This window comes from Nonomuraea sp. NPDC049655, from assembly GCF_044465465.1.
GTDB lineage: Bacteria > Actinomycetota > Actinomycetes > Streptosporangiales > Streptosporangiaceae > Nonomuraea.
The window spans coordinates 626,563-643,716 of the sequence record NZ_JBITLS010000003.1; the positions used below are offsets into that span (position 1 = coordinate 626,563).

At 75.2% G+C, this 17,154-nt stretch carries 17 protein-coding genes; 6 read left to right on the plus strand and 11 right to left on the minus strand.

The window, feature by feature from the left end:
• Positions 1 to 47 precede the first annotated feature (47 nt).
• Both ACIBQ6_RS12680 and ACIBQ6_RS12685 read left to right on the plus strand, forming a co-directional pair.
• Positions 48 to 512, plus strand: a complete 465-nt coding sequence (locus ACIBQ6_RS12680; protein WP_387674671.1) for a MarR family winged helix-turn-helix transcriptional regulator — start codon at positions 48 to 50, stop codon at positions 510 to 512.
• A gap of 40 nt (positions 513 to 552) precedes the next feature.
• The gene (locus ACIBQ6_RS12685; protein WP_397211735.1) at positions 553 to 1,458 is read left to right on the plus strand and encodes an NADP-dependent oxidoreductase; all 906 of its coding nucleotides are present in this window, start codon (positions 553 to 555) and stop codon (positions 1,456 to 1,458) included.
• 12 nt (positions 1,459 to 1,470) lie between these two features.
• Here the strand turns inward: ACIBQ6_RS12685 and ACIBQ6_RS12690 are convergent, their stop codons facing one another.
• On the minus strand, positions 1,471 to 2,313 hold the full coding sequence (locus tag ACIBQ6_RS12690) for a LysR family transcriptional regulator (protein ID WP_358287121.1): 843 nt from the start codon (positions 2,311 to 2,313) through the stop codon (positions 1,471 to 1,473).
• Between the two features lie 72 nt (positions 2,314 to 2,385).
• Between ACIBQ6_RS12690 and ACIBQ6_RS12695 the strand changes: the two genes are divergently transcribed.
• A complete protein-coding gene (locus tag ACIBQ6_RS12695) occupies positions 2,386 to 3,636 on the plus strand; it encodes an MFS transporter (RefSeq protein ID WP_397211737.1) in 1,251 nt (416 codons plus the stop codon).
• Here the strand turns inward: ACIBQ6_RS12695 and ACIBQ6_RS12700 are convergent.
• Together ACIBQ6_RS12700 and ACIBQ6_RS12705 are read right to left on the minus strand one after the other, a co-directional pair.
• Positions 3,575 to 4,102, minus strand: coding sequence for a DUF1062 domain-containing protein (locus tag ACIBQ6_RS12700; RefSeq protein WP_358287125.1), 528 nt, complete (start codon positions 4,100 to 4,102; stop codon positions 3,575 to 3,577). The two genes, ACIBQ6_RS12695 and ACIBQ6_RS12700, sit on opposite strands and share 62 nt — an antisense overlap.
• A gap of 168 nt (positions 4,103 to 4,270) precedes the next feature.
• Entirely contained in the window at positions 4,271 to 4,645 is a 375-nt protein-coding gene (locus ACIBQ6_RS12705) for a VOC family protein (RefSeq protein WP_397211739.1), read from the minus strand.
• Positions 4,646 to 4,808: 163 nt separating this feature from the next.
• Between ACIBQ6_RS12705 and ACIBQ6_RS12710 the strand changes: the two genes are divergently transcribed.
• The gene (locus ACIBQ6_RS12710; protein WP_397211741.1) at positions 4,809 to 5,954 is read left to right on the plus strand and encodes a glycoside hydrolase family 26 protein; all 1,146 of its coding nucleotides are present in this window, start codon (positions 4,809 to 4,811) and stop codon (positions 5,952 to 5,954) included.
• Here the strand turns inward: ACIBQ6_RS12710 and ACIBQ6_RS12715 are convergent.
• From ACIBQ6_RS12715 to ACIBQ6_RS12750, 8 genes are read right to left on the minus strand one after another with little or no spacing between them, the layout of a single operon-like run.
• The gene (locus ACIBQ6_RS12715; protein WP_397211743.1) at positions 5,900 to 7,063 is read right to left on the minus strand and encodes a glycosyltransferase; all 1,164 of its coding nucleotides are present in this window, start codon (positions 7,061 to 7,063) and stop codon (positions 5,900 to 5,902) included. The genes ACIBQ6_RS12710 and ACIBQ6_RS12715 overlap by 55 nt on opposite strands.
• Positions 7,060 to 8,178: a GNAT family N-acetyltransferase gene (locus tag ACIBQ6_RS12720; RefSeq protein ID WP_397211745.1), complete on the minus strand. Its 1,119-nt coding sequence runs from the start codon at positions 8,176 to 8,178 to the stop codon at positions 7,060 to 7,062. Before ACIBQ6_RS12720 ends, ACIBQ6_RS12715 begins: the two co-directional genes overlap by 4 nt.
• A complete protein-coding gene (locus ACIBQ6_RS12725) occupies positions 8,175 to 8,801 on the minus strand; it encodes a hypothetical protein (RefSeq protein WP_397211747.1) in 627 nt (208 codons plus the stop codon). Before ACIBQ6_RS12725 ends, ACIBQ6_RS12720 begins: the two co-directional genes overlap by 4 nt.
• A complete protein-coding gene (locus ACIBQ6_RS12730) occupies positions 8,798 to 9,898 on the minus strand; it encodes a glycosyltransferase (protein ID WP_397211749.1) in 1,101 nt (366 codons plus the stop codon). The genes ACIBQ6_RS12725 and ACIBQ6_RS12730 overlap by 4 nt, the downstream gene beginning before the upstream one ends.
• On the minus strand, positions 9,895 to 10,608 hold the full coding sequence (locus tag ACIBQ6_RS12735) for a polysaccharide deacetylase family protein (protein WP_358287137.1): 714 nt from the start codon (positions 10,606 to 10,608) through the stop codon (positions 9,895 to 9,897). Before ACIBQ6_RS12735 ends, ACIBQ6_RS12730 begins: the two co-directional genes overlap by 4 nt.
• Positions 10,605 to 11,978: a murein biosynthesis integral membrane protein MurJ gene (gene murJ, locus ACIBQ6_RS12740; protein ID WP_397211751.1), complete on the minus strand. Its 1,374-nt coding sequence runs from the start codon at positions 11,976 to 11,978 to the stop codon at positions 10,605 to 10,607. Before murJ ends, ACIBQ6_RS12735 begins: the two co-directional genes overlap by 4 nt.
• Positions 11,933 to 13,237, minus strand: a complete 1,305-nt coding sequence (locus tag ACIBQ6_RS12745; protein ID WP_397211753.1) for an O-antigen ligase family protein — start codon at positions 13,235 to 13,237, stop codon at positions 11,933 to 11,935. The genes murJ and ACIBQ6_RS12745 overlap by 46 nt, the downstream gene beginning before the upstream one ends.
• Complete coding sequence (locus ACIBQ6_RS12750; protein ID WP_358287143.1) at positions 13,219 to 14,655, minus strand: exopolysaccharide biosynthesis polyprenyl glycosylphosphotransferase; 1,437 nt, start codon at positions 14,653 to 14,655, stop codon at positions 13,219 to 13,221. The genes ACIBQ6_RS12745 and ACIBQ6_RS12750 overlap by 19 nt, the downstream gene beginning before the upstream one ends.
• A 686-nt stretch (positions 14,656 to 15,341) precedes the next feature.
• On the opposite strand from ACIBQ6_RS12750, the gene ACIBQ6_RS12755 reads away from it, so the two are divergent.
• On the plus strand, positions 15,342 to 16,136 hold the full coding sequence (locus ACIBQ6_RS12755; protein ID WP_358287145.1) for a hypothetical protein: 795 nt from the start codon (positions 15,342 to 15,344) through the stop codon (positions 16,134 to 16,136).
• A gap of 189 nt (positions 16,137 to 16,325) precedes the next feature.
• Complete coding sequence (locus ACIBQ6_RS12760; protein WP_358287147.1) at positions 16,326 to 17,144, plus strand: SDR family oxidoreductase; 819 nt, start codon at positions 16,326 to 16,328, stop codon at positions 17,142 to 17,144.
• Positions 17,145 to 17,154 lie beyond the last annotated feature (10 nt).

Consider the following 17,154-nt stretch of genomic DNA (forward strand, 5'->3'; position numbering starts at 1 on the left):
AATCCCGCGTCCGAGAGACGGGGTCCTCAGAGAAGGAGGAGGCTTCCATGGCTCCGACGGCACCCACTCCACACCCGGCCCCGGCGCCCTCGGCGGTGTCCAGCTCCTGGAACGACGTCCTGCTGCTGCACGCCCGCGTGGAGAACGCCCTGGCCACCGCCCTCCAGCGGCGGCACGGCATCGGCCTGTCGGAGTACCGGGCGCTGGGCCATCTCGCCACCTCGGACGCCGGCGAGCTGCGCATGCAGGAGCTGGCCGACAGGATCGGGCTCAACCAGAGCTCCGTGACCCGCCTGGTGACCCGGCTGAACACGGCGGAGCTCACGTACCGGGACCTGTGCCCGGACGACAAGCGCGGGGTCTACACCGTCATCACCGACGCGGGCCGGGCCCGCTACGCCGAGGCGAACGTCACCTACGAGGCGACGCTGAGGACCGCCCTGGAGGAAGCCGCCCAGGCCGACCCTCGGCTGGCCGCGGCGCTGCCGGCCCTGGGCCTGCTCGACCGGTGACCCCGCCATTCCCCTTGTTTCGAATATCGAGGAGTTGAACATGCGTGCTGTGCGGATCACCCGCTTCGGCGGCCCGGACGTCCTGACGGTCGCCGAGGCGCCGCCGCCCCGGGCCTCGGACGGCGAGGTGCTGGTGAGGGTCGTCGCCTCCGCCTTGAACCCGGTTGACGACAAGACCCGTGAAGGGGCCATCGGAGAGGGCGCCCCTCCCCTGCCGACGACCCTGGGATGGGAATTGGCGGGCATCGTCGTGGACAGCCGGGACGATGCGCTGCCCGTGGGTGAACGGGTCTTCGGCATGTCCCACCAGCTCGGCACTGGCCGGGGGACGTGGGCCGACCTCGTGGCCATGCCCGTCGGCTCGCTGGCCGTGGCGCCGTCGGCGGTCAGCCTGGTGGAGGCGGCGACGCTGCCGTTGCCGGGGCTCACCGCCCTGCAGACGCTCGACTGGCTGGACGTCCGGGCGGGCGAGCGGCTGCTGGTGGCGGGCGCGGCCGGCGCGGTGGGCGGGCTGGCCGTGCAGCTGGCGCGGGCGCGCGGCGCCCGGGTGGACGCGCTGGTCTCCAGGCCGGCGCAGGTCGAGGCGGCCACGGAGCTGGGGGCCGAACGGGTCACGACCGACCCCGCCGCCCTTCCGGTGGGGGCCTACGACGCCGTCTTCGACACCTTCGGGGCCTTCGCCGTCGAGGCCGTGGCCGACGGAGGCCGCTACGCCTCCGTCGCCACCCAGGCCGGGCCGGTGCCCGACCTGTCCCATCGATCGGTCCGCACCACCGTGAACCAGGTGCGCGAGGACGGCCCCGGCCTCGCCGAACTGGCCAAGGCCGTCGACGCGGGCCAGGTCAGGGCCCGGGTCGAGGCCCAGTACGGCCTGCAGGACGTCGGTGCGGCCCACGAGCACTTCCGGCGCGGCCGGCTGAGCGGCAAGATCGCCCTGGTGCTCTGAGCCCGGCGGCGCTCAGATCATCCGGCGCAGCGCGGTCTCCACGGCGTCGATCAGCGCATCTCCCTCGGTCTGCGGGTGCCGGGCCAGGCCGAGCTCGACGTCGGGCAGGGCGGGCAGGGCGTCCGGGTCGTGGCAGGCCATGTCGGGTTCGAGGTTGCCGGGCATGAGCGCGGCGACCCCGAGCCCGGCCCGCAGCGCCGCGAGCACCCCGGCCAGGCTGTTGCTCTCGAACACCGGCCGCCACCGCCGGCCGGTGCGGTCGAGCGTCTCCACCACCGACGTGCGCCACGCGCACGTCCCGGTGAACAGCACCACCGGCAGCGGATCGGCGGCCGGGTCGACGCCCTGGCCGACCGCCCACACCAGCGGGCGCCGCACGGTCCAGCGCGGCGGCGCCGGGAGGTCGGTCGCCTCGTCGAGCACGAGTTGCACGCGGCCCGCGTGGTAGGCCTCCCGGATCGTGACCCCGGAGAGGCTCAGCACCTCCAGCGTCGCGCCGGGGTGCAGCCGGGCCAGGTCGGCGAGGGCCTGCGGCAACTGCGCCGCGGCCAGGTCCTCCAGCAGGCCGACGCCGCAGCGGCCGGTGAGCGCGCGCCCGGTCGCGGTGAGCGCCTGCGCGGAGAGCGACAGGATGCGCTCGGCGTAGGGCAGCAGCTCCTCCCCCGCCCGCGTCAGCGACACGCCGGACGGCGACCGATGGAGCAGCGGGCGGCCGACCGCGCTCTCCAGCTTGCGCAACTGCTGGCTGAGCGCGGGCTGGGTGTGCCCGAGCGCGGTGGCGGCGCGGCTGATGCTGCCCGCCCGCACAGCCGTGACGAACGACCGCAGCAACGACGTGTCCAGGTCTCTGGCCATAAGCATCCATTATGCCGGGTCCAACGAGAAAACGTCTTCCTATGGCCTGCGGGATGACCTAGCGTCGCCCGGGTGACCGGATACCGACAGGTTCTCGCCGTGCGGGGGATGGCGGCGCTGCTGGGCGTCTCGCTGCTCGCCCGTGCCGCGATCACCGCCGACGTGACCGCGCTGACCATGTACGTCGTGCTGCGCCTGGACCTGGGCTACGTGGCGGCGGGCGGGGTCGCGGCCGCCCTGACCGCCGGGGTGGCGCTGGGCGGGCCGCTGCTGGGCCGCATGACGGACCGGCGGGGGCTGCGCGCCGTGCTCACGATCACCGTCGTGTCGCAGGCGGTGTTCTGGGCGAGCGTCCCCGTCCTGCCGTACGCGGTGCTGCTGGGCGCCTCCTTCGCGGCGGGGCTGCTGATGGTGCCGGTCCAGGCGGTGACCCGGCAGGCGATCGCCGCGATGACGACGCCGGGGCAGCGGCGGGCCGCGTTCGCGCTGGAGTCGGTGCAGGGCGAGCTGGCGTACATGGTGGGGCCGGCGGTGGTGATCCTCTGCGCGGCGGAGCTGTCTCCCCAGGCCGTGGCGTGGGGGCTCGGGGCGGTGATCGTGACCGGCGGGGTCGGGATCGCCCTGCTGGATCCGCCGCTGCGGGCCGAGGGCGAGGTGGAGACCGGCTCGCCCGCCCGTCCGGCGCGCCGGGAGTGGCTGGACCGCCGCATGGTCGCCATGCTGGCGATGGGGTTCGGCGCCACGGCCCTGCTCAGCGGCATCGACCTGGCCATCGTGGCCACGCTCAAGGAGGCGGGGCAGGTGTCCTGGGCCGCCGCGGTCGTGGCCGTGTTCGGCGTGACCTCCGTCGCCGGCGGCCTGGTCTACGGCACGCTGCGCCGTCCGATGCCGACGTGGCTGCTGCTCGGCCTGCTCGGGCTGCTGACGATCCCCGCCGGGCTGGCCCACGACTGGCGCTGGTTGTGCCTGGCCGTCGTCGGCGCCGGGCTGCTCACCGCGCCGACCCTGTCCACGGTGGCCGACGCGGTGAGCCGGCTGGCGCCGGCCGGCGTACGGGGCGAGGCCACGGGCCTGCAGGCGTCGGCGGCGAGCGCGGGCTTCGCGCTCGGCTCGCCCATCGCCGGGCTGGCGATCGACGCCGCACTGCCAGGTGGCGGCTTCGCGGCCGCCGGTCTGGCCGGCCTCGCCGCGGCCCTCGTCGGGCGTCTGCTGTCCCGCTCCCGGCGGGCGGACGACCGCCCGCCGGGCCGGCAGCCTGGACCTACATCAGAAGAAAGGAGAAGTCCTGTTTCGTCCTCCGATTCGGTGGGATGTCGATCTTGATGCGGCGGGCGACCTCGTCCCGGCCGACGCCCAGACCGAGGCTGATCAGCCGCTCGGGACGCAGTGGGACGGGATCGTCGAAGGCGACCGTGATCCGGACGGGCCACGGACTCTCCGGAACGGGCGGCGCGTCGAGCTCCCAGCACCCGTCCCAGTCGAGCGTGTACCGGTTCCGGCGGGCGGTCGCCGGGTCGAGCAGGGCCCGCGCCACGAGGGACGGCGAGTTGCCCGAGTACCCGGCCAGCAGGCCGGCGTCCAGCGAGCGGACCGGAACCCGGTCGTGGACGGTGAGCTTGCCGGTCCGGTCACAGGCCACGCAGTTGACCAGGAGCCAGACGTCGAGCAGCTTGCCGTTGGCGTTGACGCGGAACCGGCCGTCACCGACGGTGGCCCGCCCGGACGGACAGGCCACGCACCGCAGGACGAGCAGGGGCAGGCGGGTGCGCCGCACCACCCAGGGCAGCACGATATGAGGATGTGAAGACATGATCTCTCTGAAGACCTGACGAAGAGCACGGAAAACAGAGCCGACGGCGTCCGTCGGCGACCGATGCGCGGGAAGGTGTCAGGTCTAGAGAGCAGGCGGCGTCATGCGCGCGATGTCCTCACTCAGGGGTGGGTCAGGGGGCGGCGCTCAGCTCAGACGGGCGCGCAGCAGGCAGAACTCGTTGCCCTCGGGATCGGCCAGGACGTGCCACGGCTCCTCGCCGGTCTGGCCGACGTCGGCCAGACGCGCCCCGAGCTTGAGCAGGCGGTCGAGCTCGGCGGCCTGGTCGCGGTCGGTGGCGTTGACGTCGAAGTGCAGCCGCAGCGGGCCTGCCTTGGGCTCGGTGGTGGGGTCGAAGACCAGGGTCGGCTGCAACCCGCCGAACCCCTCCCGCGGGCCGATCTCCACCGAGCCGTCGTCCGGGGTGTCGAGCACGACGAAGTCGAGCACCTCGCACCAGAAGGCGGCCAGGCCGTGGGCGTCTCGGGCGGGCACGATCAGTTCGGAGATGCGGCAAGCCATGATCGGCACCCTACCGGCCGCCGGCCGCCGCCCTCCAGTGCTTAACGGCCCCCGGCGACGTGCGGCCCCGGCATCCGCGGCGATCACTTTGCAGTGGCTTGATCACCATCGTTCTCTCTCCGGGTACGTGAGCTGATACACCCTGTAAGGGAGGGGGCGGGCGATGACCGTGAGGATGGCATGGGTCTGCGCGCTGCTGGCCGTGGTCGCCGCGGTGGTCCCACCGGCGCTGAGCGCGAAGCGCGCCAAGGAGCCGTCCGCCGCCGCCCGCGCCGACCTGTCGTCCGTGCCGTTCGGGGTGTTCCTCGCCTCCGACTGGCGCGGGCCGCACCTGCTGGGCGCGTTCGAGTCGTGGCTGGGGGCGGAGGTCCGGGTGGGGCGGACGTACGTGCCGGGCGAGGCGTGGAACGCGCTCGGCGGGCCGGACTTCGTCCTGCAGCCGTGGATGCGGTGGCGGGCGGCCAAGCCGGGGCGCATGCTCGTGCTCAACGTGCCGATGGTCATGCCGAACGAGGGCGACCTGCCGGACGAGGCGGTGTCGGTGCTGCTGAACGCCGGCGCGGACGGCGCGTTCGACCCGTACTTCGACCGGCTGGCCCGGACGCTGGTGGCCGGGCGCGCGCCGGACACGGTGATCGTCCCTGGCTGGGAGATGAACGGCCTGACCTACTCCAGCCGCTGCTCGGCCGACCCGCCGGCGTGGCAGGCGTACTGGCGGCGGATCGTCGCCGTGATGCGGGCGGTGCCCGGACAGCGGTTCCGCTTCGACTTCAGCCCCAACCGAGGCCCGGACGCCATCGGCTGGACCGAGTGCTACCCCGGCGACGACGTGGTGGACATCATCGGCATGGACAGCTACGACCAGGCCCCCGGCCACCGGTTCGCCGACTACGTCGACCAGCCGTACGGGCTGGAGGCGCAGGCCGACTTCGCCGCCGCGCACCGCAAGCCGATCTCCTTCCCCGAGTGGGGGCTGTTCCGATACGGGGACCGGCCGGAGTTCGTGCGCGACATGCTCGACTGGATCGCCCGGCACGACGTGGCCTACCACTCGATCGTGGACTACTGCCCGCACGGCGTCTGGCAGTGCCCGGCCAACCCGCGCTCGTCGCGGGTGTTCCGGCAGCTCATGCGCGACCCCGGCTTCCGGCGCGGTCCGTCGGCGCCGCCGACCACCCCGCCCGCCACGTCACCCGCCCCGACGTCCCCGCCCGCGCCCGCGCCTGAGCCGAGCGGGAGCGGGTCGCCGGGGTCTCAGCCCCGCCCGGCCGTCACCGACGCGCCCGCGGCGGCACCGGCCGCGGCCTGACCCGGCCGGGCCAGGCGCAGCGTGTGCGCCGCCAGCCGGTCGAGGGTGACGCCGAGGTCGAACTCGGCCGCCCGCGACGGCGCCGCCCGTTCCGCCGCGCGCCGCACGGCCGGATCGGTCAGCAGGGCCACGATCGCCGCGGCCACCGCCCGCGGGTCCTGCGGCTCGACGAGCGCTCCGGTGGCCGGGGTGACCACCTCCGTGAGGCCGGGGACGGCGGCCGCCACCACGGACCGCCCGCTGGCCATGGCCTCCAGCACGGTCAGCGGCAGCCCTTCCCAGCGGGAGGGCAGCACGACCAGGTCGGCGGCGGCGTACCAGGGCCGCGGATCGGCGCTGGCACCCGGCATGAGGACGCCGGGCGGCGCGTCGCGGCGCAGGCGGGCGAAGTCGTCCCCGTCGCCGACGAGTGCCAGGCAGGCGTCCGGCACCCGGGCCGCGACCTGCCGCCAGGACTCCACCAGCAGGTCCTGGCCCTTCTGGCGGGTGATCCGGCCGACGCAGACGACCAGCGGCCCGTGCGGGGACAGGCCGAGGCCCCGGCGGGCGGCGACGCGCTCGTCCGGCGTGACGGGACGGAACCGGGCCAGGTCAACGCCGTTGCGGACGACGGCCAGCGGGCCACCCACGCCCGCGTCCCCGGCCTGCCGGTGCTCCCCCTGGCCGACGCAGAGCACGAGATGCGTCCACCGGGTGGCGGCCCGTTCCCAGGAGGCGGCCGCGGCGGCGAGCGTGCCCCGGCCGGCCAGCCAGGACCAGCCGTGCGGCTGGAACAGCGTCGGCACGCGGCCACGCAACACCACCCGGCCGACCAGCCCGGCCTTGGAGGAGTGCAGATGCACCACGTCGGGACGGAACCGGCGCACGATGCGGCCCAGGACGACGGCGGCGGCCAGATCGGCCGGATGCGGCGCCCGTACGGCGGGCCAGGGCAGATGCGGCAGCCCGAGGGCGGCCAGCCGCTCGCCGAGCGGTCCGCGCGGCGGCGCGGCGACGGCGACCGTCCAGCCCCGCCGGCGCTGGTCGGCGCAGGCGCTCTCGACGTAGGCCGCGACGCCGCCCTCGGTGGGCTGGGTGACGTGCAGCACGCGCGGGGTGAAGGTCGTCATCGCGGCCTGCGCAGGGTCCGGTCGAGCGCCGCCCAGCGGCCCCGGAGCGCCCGGCCGCCCACCCGGGCGCGGGCGGCGAGGGCGTAGAGCGTCGCGGCCGGCGTCCTGGCCAGCAGGAGCCGGTTGCTGACCGCCGGCCGGCCGCCCCACTTGGTCTTGTGGGACTCGGCCCCGCGCAGCAGCGACATCGTCGGCCGGCCCAGCCGGTGCGCGAGCCCGAGGTCGGTGCGCAGCAGCATGGTCACGACGTCGATCTGGCCGCGCAGGTCGGGGTGGGTGCCGTAGAGGTAGCCGCCGACGAAGTCCTTGCCCACGACCAGCAGGTCCACCGCGACGACCCGGCCGTCCAGGTGGTATTCGGTCAGCTTGGCCTGCCGGTCGGTCAGCAGCCGCCGGGCGGCCCGGGCCAGGTGGGCGTGGAAGCGCGGCCTGGTGTGCTCGACGTTGATGCCGCGGCCCTGCCACTGGAGGGCGTGCAGGTCGAGCAGGCGCGCGACGGCGTGCTCCGCCTCGTCGGCCGGCACGTCCCGGACCTGGATGGGGGCGTCGTCCACGCGTCTGAGCTCGCGGCGCAGCTTGGTGCCGTGCTTGCCGGGCAGCCCGGCGAGCAGCTCGTGGAGGGGGACGCCGGGCAGTTCGACGCAGGTCGAGGCGGGCAGCCGCCAGGAGCGGCCCGGCCAGGCCGCCGCGAGCCGTTCGGCGTCGGCCCCCGGGCGTACCTCCGGCAGGTCGAGCACGTCCCATCCGGGCAGCTCGGCCAGGGCCCGGCCGAGCGCCGCCGCCAGGTCGGGGTCGCCGTCCTCGATCAGCACGTCCGTGTAGTCGGACTGGTCGCCGCCGAGCGGTCGCAGGACGCGCAGCCCCGCGCGGCGGACGGTCATGACGGGGGCCGCGGCGACCAGCCGTCCCCGCCGGCGCAGCAGGACCACGTTCAGGCCCGGGTCCTCGCCGTAGGTCTCCCACCAGGACGACAGCCAGGCGTGCGACTGGAACGGCGTCGCCGCCGGGGAGCGGTCGTGCAGGCCGGCCCACTCCCCCGCCAGGGCGTGCAGGCGTGCCGCACCGGTCACGACCTCGGTGGCCAGGTCCGGGGCCTGGCGGATCGCGGTGGTCATGCCGACGCCGTCTCGGCCGGCCGGCGCGCGGGCGGGGCCTGCCGGTCGTCCCGCCGGTCGTCCTGCCGTGGCCCGGCGGGGGCCGCCAGCCAGATCAGGGCGGCCAGCAGCAGGCCGCCGGCCGTGCTGACGGCGGTGGCGAGCAGGGGCCGCGGCGAGCTGGGCGTGGCGGGCGGCACGGCGGGCGCGAAGCTGGACAGCCGGACGCCGGTGTCGGCGCTGTGCCGGTTGGCGTAGGCGGTGAGCGCGGCCGTGGCGCTGTTGGCCCGCCGGGCGGCCTCGTCAGGGGTGCCGGCGAGGGCGGCCAGCCGGATCAGCGGCGCGTCCGGCGAGGCCGACGCCTGCAGCGTGGTCCGCAGCAGCTCGCCGTCGGCCAGGTAGGCGTCGCCGGTCCCGGCGAGCAGGCCGGGGTGGACGGTCACCCTGGCGTAGGCCTGCGCGAATTCGGCTTCCTGGGTGGGCACGCCCTGCCGTACCGAGCTGACGACCGCGTAGGCGTCGGCGGTGTAGACGGGCTCCTGGGTCAGCGAGTACGCCAGCCCCGCCCCCATGCCGATCAGCGGGAGCGCGAGCAGGGACCAGGTGCGGAGCGCGCCGGCGGCGCGCTGGACCGGGTGAGTCATGACAGCCTTTCCTGGTGGCGCCTGGTGAGCAGGCGGTCGTAGAGGTCGTGCAGGCGCCGGGCTTGCCGGCGCACGTCGTAGCGGTCGAGCGCCGGGGGCGGCGGCAGGCGGGTGCGCGGTCCGTCGCGGAGCGCGGCCAGCTCGGCGGCCAGCCGGTGGGGCGGCACCCGGCGGGCGCAGGGCACCGTCCCGGGGGGCAGGTCGTCGATCGCCGGGCAGGCGCCGTACAGCACGGGCAGCCCGGCGGCGAGCGCCTCGACGACGGCCAGGCCGAAGGTCTCCTCCTGCGAGGGGGCGGCCAGCACGTCCATGGCCGACAGCAGGGCGGGCACGTGCACGCTCTCCCCGGCGAAGACGACGCGTCGCCCGACGCCGAGCCGCTCGGCCAGCGAGCGCAGCCGGGGTTGTTCCGGCCCGGCGCCGACGAGCAGCAGCACCGCGCCGTCCAGCCGCGGCAGCGCCTCGACCAGCAGGTGGAAGTTCTTGCCCGCCACCAGGCGGCCGACTCCGCCGACGACGAACGTCTCCGGCGGGATGCCCAGGCTCAGCCGGGCCTGGCCCGCCGCGCGCGGATCGTGGCGGAAGGCGGCCAGGTCCACGCCGTTGGGGATGGTGACGACGCGCGAGGGCGGCAGGCCCCAGCCGTGCAGCCGGTCGGCCACGGTGGGCGAGACGGCGACGACGGCGTGCGTCAGCCGGGCGCTCGCCCGGTACAGCGCACGGACGGGCGCCGTGACCGGCCGTCCCTCGATGTGCCGGGCCCCCGCCGAGTGCTCGGTGCTGACGACGACCGGCACGGCGGCCAGCCGGGCGGCCAGCGGCGCGTAGACGCAGGCGCGGTACAGGTGCGCGTGCACGACCTGGTAGCGGCCGGCGCGCATGAGGGCGGTGAGCCGGGGCAGCGCCCGCAGGTCCCGGTTGCCGCCCATGCCGACGGCGCGTACGGGCGTCCCGGCGGCGCGGATGGCGTCGGCCAGGGCGCCGGGCCGGGTCAGGACGGCGACCTCGCTGGCGCAGTCCATGTGCGGCAGGAGCGTGCGCAGTTGCTGCTCGGCCCCGCCGGCGGCCAGCCCGGTGATGACGTGCAGGACCTTCATCGGGGCCGCCCCCAGCGCAGCCGGTGGCAGGCGGTCTTGGCGAGCAGCCGGGCGGCGGTGTCGCGGTCGCCGACGTAGCGGCGGGGCAGGGCGTGCGTCCCGGCGAGCCGGCCGGGGCGGACGGCGCAGGCGTGCTCGTAGCCGGCCTGCCGGACGGCGGCGACCTCGCGGGCGGTCAGCTCGCCGTAGGGGTAGGCGAAGCCGGTGACGGGGGCGCCGAGCACGTCCTGGAGGAGGAGTTTGCTCGTGGTGAGCTCGTCGGCCAGCTCGCCGGGGCCGGCGGACGGCAGGTGGGGGTGGCTGCGGGTGTGGGAGCCGACTTCCATGCCGGCGGCGGCCACCCGGCGCAGCGTGCCGGCGTCCATCAGGGGGCGGGGGCTGACGCCGCGGTCCCAGGCGTTGTGGCCGCCGATCCGGCCGGCGACGACGTACACGGTCGCGGTGAAGCCGTATCCGGCCAGCACCGGGACGACGTCGGTGGCGAAGTCGGCGTAGCCGTCGTCGAAGGTGAGCCCGACGAGCCCGCGCCGGTCGCCGGGATGGTTCAGCAGTTCGCGCACCGACACGCCGCGCAGCCCGCGCCGGGCCAGCCAGCGTATGTGCGTGGCGAAGCGCTCGGGGGTGACGACGATGTCGAAGGGGTCCTCGCCGCGCTCGGCGACGGAGTGGTACATCCAGATGAGCGGCAGCGCGCCGGTGCGCGTGCTCATACGCGCTCTCCTTCCCTGACGGTCGTGACGGCCCTCCGCAGCGGCGACAGGCCGAGGCGTTGGAGACCGGCCAGCATGAGGGCGGCGGTCACGGTGATCCCGGCGGCGTTGGCCAGCGCGATGCCGCCCTGTGCCATGCCGGGAACGAGCGCCGCGGCCAGCGTCGCGGTGAGGGCCAGCCCGGCGGCCATCGACAGGGCCGGGTACCACAACCCGCGCCACCCTCCGGCGCAGAAGTAGGCCCGGCAGACCACGCCCACGACGGTGTGGCCCAGCAGGCCGATCGCGTAGAGCCGCAGGACGTGCTCGGTGGCGGTGGCGGCGGCGTCGTCGAAGGCGCCGCGGTGCAGCAGCACGCCCACGATCGCGGGCGCGAAGGCGACCAGCAGCGCGGCGGCGGTGACCGTGACGGCCGCCGCCGTCGCCAGGTCGCGGGCCAGCAGCCGCCAGGCCCGGCGGGTGTCGCCCGCGGCGATGCTGCGGGCCAGGTGCGGATAGGTGACGGTGGCCAGCATCAGCGAGACCACCATCGGCACCTGGGCGATCTTCTGGGCGTAGTTGAGATGGGAGATCGCGCCCGCGGGCAGGTCGGCGGCGAGCACGCGCTCGACCAGCACCTGGCCCTGCCGCAGCAGCGTGAAGGCGATGATGGGCAGCAGCGCGGCGACCGGCAGCACCAGGCGCCGGGGCAGCCGCCGGGGCAGGCCGACCCGCCGCAGGTACGCCGGCGCCTGCATGGCCACCATGAGGACGGCGCCGGCGGCGACGCCCCACGCGGCGGCCCGCACGCCGAGCGCGTCGTGCCAGGTCGCCAGGCAGCCGACGAGCGCCAGGTTGTAGGCCAGGCCGGTGGCCGCGGGCGGGCCGAAGACGTGGTGGGCGCGCAGGGCCGCGCTGGCGTACCCCGCCAGCGCGAACGGCAGGATGCAGCCGCAGCAGATCCGCCAGCACTGGACGGCCAGCCCGCCCTGGGGCAGACCGGGGGCCAGCGCCGCCACCAGCCAGGGCGCCCCGGCCGCGGCGCAGACGGCGACGGCGGCGAGCGCGGCGGCCAGGGCGGGCAACGTCCGCTCCACCAGCGCCGCCCGCTGCCGCGCCCCGGACGCCGTGCTGAACAGCGGCACCAGCCACAGGGCCATCGCCCCCTCGATGAGCAGCGGCGCCGCGGTCTCGGGCACGGTCCAGGCGACCAGGAAGGCGTCGGTGTCGGCGTTGGCGCCGAACAGCGCGGCCATCAGCAGGTCGCGGACGTAGCCGAGCGCCGAGCCGGCGCCGACGAGCATCGCGGTGAGGGCCGCGGCGCGCAGGTCGGCCGCGCCCCGGCTCAGCACGCGGGCCGCCGCGACGGGGACGCGGCGGCGCCGGTCCATCCCGTCGCCAGGCCCAGCATGACCGACATGACCAGGCTGGTCGCGCCGCCGATGTCGGCGTAGGCGAAGTCCACCGCCAGCCACGTCACGAAGCCCGCGGCGGCCAGCCCCGCCGGGCCGGAGCGGCCGGGCCGGGTCAGGGTGCGCACGAGGGCCCCGCCCACGAGCAGCGCGAAGGCCGCCAGGCCGAGGAGCCCCTGCTCGCTGAGCACCAGCAGGTACATGTTGTGCGGGGACAGCAGCGGCTGGCGGCGGTATCCGCCGGCCGGGTCCTCCACGTCGCTGCCGGAGGACAGGGCCAGCGGCGCGTAGGTGTCCCGCCAGGCGGCGAACCCCTTGGGGCCGACGCCGGTCACCGGGTGGTCCCGCCACATGCCGGCCGCCGCCTGCCAGAGCTGGTACCGGTCGGCCACCGACCGGTCGGGCTGGTCCACCGAGGAGGTGATGGAGGCGACGCGCTCGGCGATGACCCCGCCGCCGGGCCCGACCAGGAGCGTCAGGAGCACGGCGGCGGCCACGGCGGCCACGGCGGCCCGCGCGGCCAGCCGCGCGCCGCGCAGCACCAGCATCACCGCGACGGCGCAGGCCACCGCGAGCCAGGTGCCGCGGCTGAGCGACATGACCAGCGGCGGGCACAGCGCCGCCGCCGCGACCAGGGCGGCGGCGCGCCGGGCCGGTCCGCCGGTGAGCGCGACCGCCAGGGCGATGATCAGCCCGAAGCTGACCACGCTGGCCAGCGCCATGACCTCGCCGGCGCCGAACGTGCCGACCGCGCGGATCGGCAGGCCCGCGTAGGAGGCGCCGCTGCCCGTGAGCGCCTGCCAGCAGCCGAGCCCGGCCTGGACGATCGCCAAGGCCGCGACGGCTCCGCCCACCAGCAGCAGGTCGGACCGCTGCCGCACCGCCACCGTCACAGCGACGGGGACCAGGACGAACACCTGGAGGAACCGGGCCAGGCCGGGCAGCGCCAGCAGGAAGTCGGGCGCCGCGAGGGCGGCCGCCGTCGCCGCGAGCGCCGCGGGCGCGGCGAGCAGGGCCCACCGGCCCGGACGCGCGCCGCCGCGCGCCAGGCTCACCGCGACGGACGCCAGCAACCCCAGCGACATCAGGTCGGCGACCCGCGGCTGGACGACGTCGGCGGCCTGCGGTCCGGCGGGCACGCACACGGCGATCACGGTCAGCGCGGCCCACACACTGGGACGGCCCGGCAGGCGGCACAGGGACGACAGGAACGCCCTGATCACGATCGTCCCGGCCACAGCAGGCAACCGACCGTCCGGATCAAGATCTTGATGTCGCGGCGCAGGGACCAGGTGTCGATGTAGTGGTTGTCCAGCCGCGCCCGGTCCTCGATCGAGGTGTCGCCGCGCAGGCCGTGGGTCTGGGCCCAGCCGGTGAGGCCGACGGGCAACCGGTGGCGGCGCCCGTAGTGGTGGTCGCCGCGGGAGAACAGCTCTACGAAGTGCGGCCGCTCGGGCCTGGGGCCGACCAGGCTCATGTCGCCGCGCAGCACGTTCCACAGCTGCGGCAGCTCGTCCACGGAGCAGGAGCGCAGCAGCCGGGCCGCGCGGGTCAGGCGGGGGTCGTCGTCGATGCTCCAGCGGGTGTCGGACTCGCCGGCGCGCAGCGGGGCGAACGTGCGGAGCTTGATGATCTCGATGGGCGTCCCGGCCATCCCCACCCGGACCTGGCGGAACAGCACGCCGGGCCCTCCTTGCCCGCGCAGCAGCAGCATGCAGGCGGCCAGCACCGGAGCGCTGACGACCAGCCCGGCCGTCGCCAGCACGACATCCAGGGCGCGCTTGAGCGGCCAGGACGCGCGCCGCTGCGGCAACGGCCGCATGCGCAGCATCGGGAACCCCCGGACGTGCTCGCCGTCGGGGACGAAGTCGACCAGCACGCCGCCGGGTTGCGGCGCCAGGTACACCGGGTACCCCGCCTGCCGGGCCTGTTGCGCCAGCCGGTGGGTCTGCTCCTCGCCGCCCGGCGGCGGGGCCAGGACCACCACGCGGGCGCGGTGCCGCCGGGCCATGGTGAGCAGGGTCTCCGGATCGTCCACGATCGGCTCGTACGGGGCCTGGCCCAGCACGTCGCAGGCGCCGCCGACGGGCAGCAGGCCGTACTCGGTGTGCCGCACCAGGGTCAGCGCGAGGTTCCTGGCGTGCGCGCCGGACCCGACGACCAGCGTGGGCACGCGTGCGCCGCGGCGGCGGGCCTGGCGCAGCACCGCGCAGACCAGCCCCCGCCCCACCAGCGTCAGCCCGAGGTAGACGGCGACGATCCGGGCCGACTCGCCCGTCCAGACGGCCAGCGTCGTCTGATGGTCGAGGGCGGCGACGGTCAGCGCGCCGGTGATGGCGGTGGCGCATCCGCCGCGCCACATCCACCCGTCCATCACGGACGGCGACAGCCGGATCCGGTACGTGCCGCCCGCCAGGTTCAGCAGGACGAGCAGCCCCGCCGCCAGGCCGGCGAGCAGCGCGCCGTACCCGGCGTCGAGCACGGGCGCGGCCAGCGCGGCGGCGTCGACGCTCGCGTCGGCGAAGGAGCAGATGGTCCAGCATGTCACCGGACGCCGCCGGCCGGGGGCGTGGCGGGGGGCGCCTCGCTGCGACAGCAGCATGCCCTTGGACGGGGAGTGCGGGAAGGGTTCCTCTTCCCGAAGGGGTGTGACCATATCTGCTCCACTGCGAAAAACAACGGCGATCAATTCAGAGCGTGATATCCACGAACAGGGGGTGGATATGGCTGTCTTACTTATCGCGAAAATTCGCTCATCTTTGGCCTCCATTCCGATAATCGCCCCGATTCGCGGGCAGCGACCAACTTACTTGGAGCGTTCACGGGTACGGCCGTGTGGACGGGATGGCGTCCCACAAAGATTGCGAATTTTCGGGTGTCGCGAGCTCTGCTATTTGTCCCGGTTCGCCGTTCAGGTAGCGATGAAGATCTTTGCCGGGCCATGGCGGCGGTATGACGTCGCAGGACGTCGTGGTAGATCAGCGGGGGGCCGGCGCTCGCCGACCGGCGCCGGCGGCTGAGCCGCGAACTGCGGACATAGCCCGAATTGGCAATATTGCCGTGATCAGGGAATCGGGCAATAGGGACATTCCGTCCGTCGATTTCAGGACGTTTCTCGCGCCCGGTACGGCCGACGCCCACGGAACGGCTCGCGGACGCCCTGCGAGCCCTCGTGCCGGCGGCAGGCCGCGGAGCTGCCGGAGTGGATCGGGGGCGGAGGACGGGAGCGCCCGGCCCTCCGCGCCCCGGCGCGGGCAGCGACAGGGACCACGTAGGTCGGAATGACCATGCGTTGAGCTCGCCTTTAAGGCAACTGAAAGATCGTTTCCTAGCGTGGCCCGCATGAGATTCAGCCCGTTCCTGGCGGCCGTCGCCGCCGCCATGCTCCTCGCGCCCTCCCCTGCCACGGCCACGGCCAAGGCCGCGGCCCCTGCCGCCGAGGAGTCCGACCGCGAGATCGTCCTGGCTCAGCTCGACTACACGACCGGGCTGTCGGTGACCTTCACCGACAGCGTCCCGTCCGACGAGGTCGGGATGGTCCAGACCGGAATGATCGGTCGCGCCCCCCTCATCGTCAGTGACGACGACGACACCCTTCTGGAGACCTACCTGAAGGTCACCCCGCCCGACGTCGCGGTCCCCCAGCGTCTCGTCGAGGACCACGGCGCCGACCCGCCCGCCGAACTGCAGCGGCGCAGGATCACCAGCGAGCCGGTCACGGCGGGCGGCCTGACCGCCCCGGCGAGCGCGGTCCGCTCCGGCACGGCGAGCTGCACCTGGTCGATCTTCGGCTGGACGCTCTGGCACGACGACGGTGTGCCCGGCCTGCCGGCCAAGTCGTACAGCACGTTCGACTTCGGCGGCTTCAAGCAGAAGATCGCCGAGAGCTACGTCGCCAACTGCACCCCGCCCGGCTCGACGACCAACCTCTGGGCCCGGCACCGGGTCTACTACCGGAACGCCCTCGGCAACTTCGTGAAGCATTTCGAGGGCATCGTGCCGCCGGGGTACGCCCAGGCCGTGACGAAGAAGGGCAAGATCAAGCGGCACCGCGGGGTCTCCTACGACGACGGCTGGAACGCCGACCCGGCCTGCTTCACCTGCCTCTACTCCCGAGAGGGCCGTTTCCGCAGCTAGCAGCAGGCCCGGCGGCCGCTTCCCGCGCAGCGCGCGGGAAGCGGCCTTCCGCACGTCAGGCCCGGTCCAGCCGCTCGTGCACGGGCCGCGTCATCATGGACGGTCGCGGGCCGGCAGCCGGTCGCGGTTCATCCGGGCGGCTCGCGCTAATGTTCCGCGAACGGAACGCTTTCTGCGAAGAGGAGCCACATGACGTCCCAGGAAGACACGGCCGCTCCCGGCCGGCCCGTGCACGCGGGGTCCGCCGGTCCGCAGGCGCCCCTGGCCGGGCAGGTGGCGATCGTCACGGGCGGCTCGGCGGGGCTCGGCCGGGCCATCGCGCAGGGACTGGCGTCCGCCGGCTGCACGGTGGTGGCCGCCGGCCGGCGGTTGGCGGCGTGCCGGGAGGCGGCGGCCCAGATCACCGCCGCGACCGGCGTCACCGCCTCAGGCATGGCCTGCGACGTCACCGACGAGGACGCGGTCCAGGCTCTCGTGCGGGACGTCGTCGCCGCGCACGGCCGCCTGGACGTGCTCGTGACCAGCGCCGGGATCCAGGCCCGCGGCGAGCTGGAGACCCTCGACGCCGCCACGCTGCGCCGCTGCCTCGACGTCAACGTCGTCGGCACCTTCCTGGCCTGCCAGGCCGCCGTGCCGGTGATGCGCGAAGCCGGGTACGGCCGCATCGTCACCCTGGCCAGCGCTCTCGGGCTCGTCGGCGCCGCGGGCCGGGCGGGCTACGCGGCCAGCAAGGGCGCGGTCGTCCAGCTCACCCGCAGCCTCGCCGTCGAGCTGGCGGGCACCGGCGTCTGCGTCAACGCCCTGGCCCCCGGCCCCTTCCGCACCCCGCTGAACGAGGGCGTCGAGGACGACCCGCACGTGCGGGAGTTCCTCGACCACCAGGTCCCCATGAGGCGCTGGGCCGACCCGGGCGAACTCGTCGGCGCGGCGGTCCTGCTGGCCGGTCCGGCGGCCTCCTACCTCACCGGCGCCGTGCTGCCGGTCGACGGAGGCTGGACCGCCCACTGAAGGCGTCCGG

Coding starts and splice junctions, on each gene's coding strand:
- ACIBQ6_RS12680 (WP_387674671.1), top strand. CDS start 48: ATGGCTCCGACGGCACCCACTCCACACCCGGCCCCGGCGCCCTCGGCG.
- ACIBQ6_RS12685 (WP_397211735.1), top strand. CDS start 553: ATGCGTGCTGTGCGGATCACCCGCTTCGGCGGCCCGGACGTCCTGACG.
- ACIBQ6_RS12690 (WP_358287121.1), bottom strand. CDS start 2,313: ATGGCCAGAGACCTGGACACGTCGTTGCTGCGGTCGTTCGTCACGGCT.
- ACIBQ6_RS12705 (WP_397211739.1), bottom strand. CDS start 4,645: ATGGCTTGCCGCATCTCCGAACTGATCGTGCCCGCCCGAGACGCCCAC.
- ACIBQ6_RS12710 (WP_397211741.1), top strand. CDS start 4,809: ATGACCGTGAGGATGGCATGGGTCTGCGCGCTGCTGGCCGTGGTCGCC.
- ACIBQ6_RS12715 (WP_397211743.1), bottom strand. CDS start 7,063: ATGACGACCTTCACCCCGCGCGTGCTGCACGTCACCCAGCCCACCGAG.
- ACIBQ6_RS12720 (WP_397211745.1), bottom strand. CDS start 8,178: ATGACCACCGCGATCCGCCAGGCCCCGGACCTGGCCACCGAGGTCGTG.
- ACIBQ6_RS12725 (WP_397211747.1), bottom strand. CDS start 8,801: ATGACTCACCCGGTCCAGCGCGCCGCCGGCGCGCTCCGCACCTGGTCC.
- ACIBQ6_RS12730 (WP_397211749.1), bottom strand. CDS start 9,898: ATGAAGGTCCTGCACGTCATCACCGGGCTGGCCGCCGGCGGGGCCGAG.
- ACIBQ6_RS12735 (WP_358287137.1), bottom strand. CDS start 10,608: ATGAGCACGCGCACCGGCGCGCTGCCGCTCATCTGGATGTACCACTCC.
- murJ (WP_397211751.1), bottom strand. CDS start 11,978: ATGGACCGGCGCCGCCGCGTCCCCGTCGCGGCGGCCCGCGTGCTGAGC.
- ACIBQ6_RS12750 (WP_358287143.1), bottom strand. CDS start 14,655: ATGGTCACACCCCTTCGGGAAGAGGAACCCTTCCCGCACTCCCCGTCC.
- ACIBQ6_RS12755 (WP_358287145.1), top strand. CDS start 15,342: ATGAGATTCAGCCCGTTCCTGGCGGCCGTCGCCGCCGCCATGCTCCTC.
- ACIBQ6_RS12760 (WP_358287147.1), top strand. CDS start 16,326: ATGACGTCCCAGGAAGACACGGCCGCTCCCGGCCGGCCCGTGCACGCG.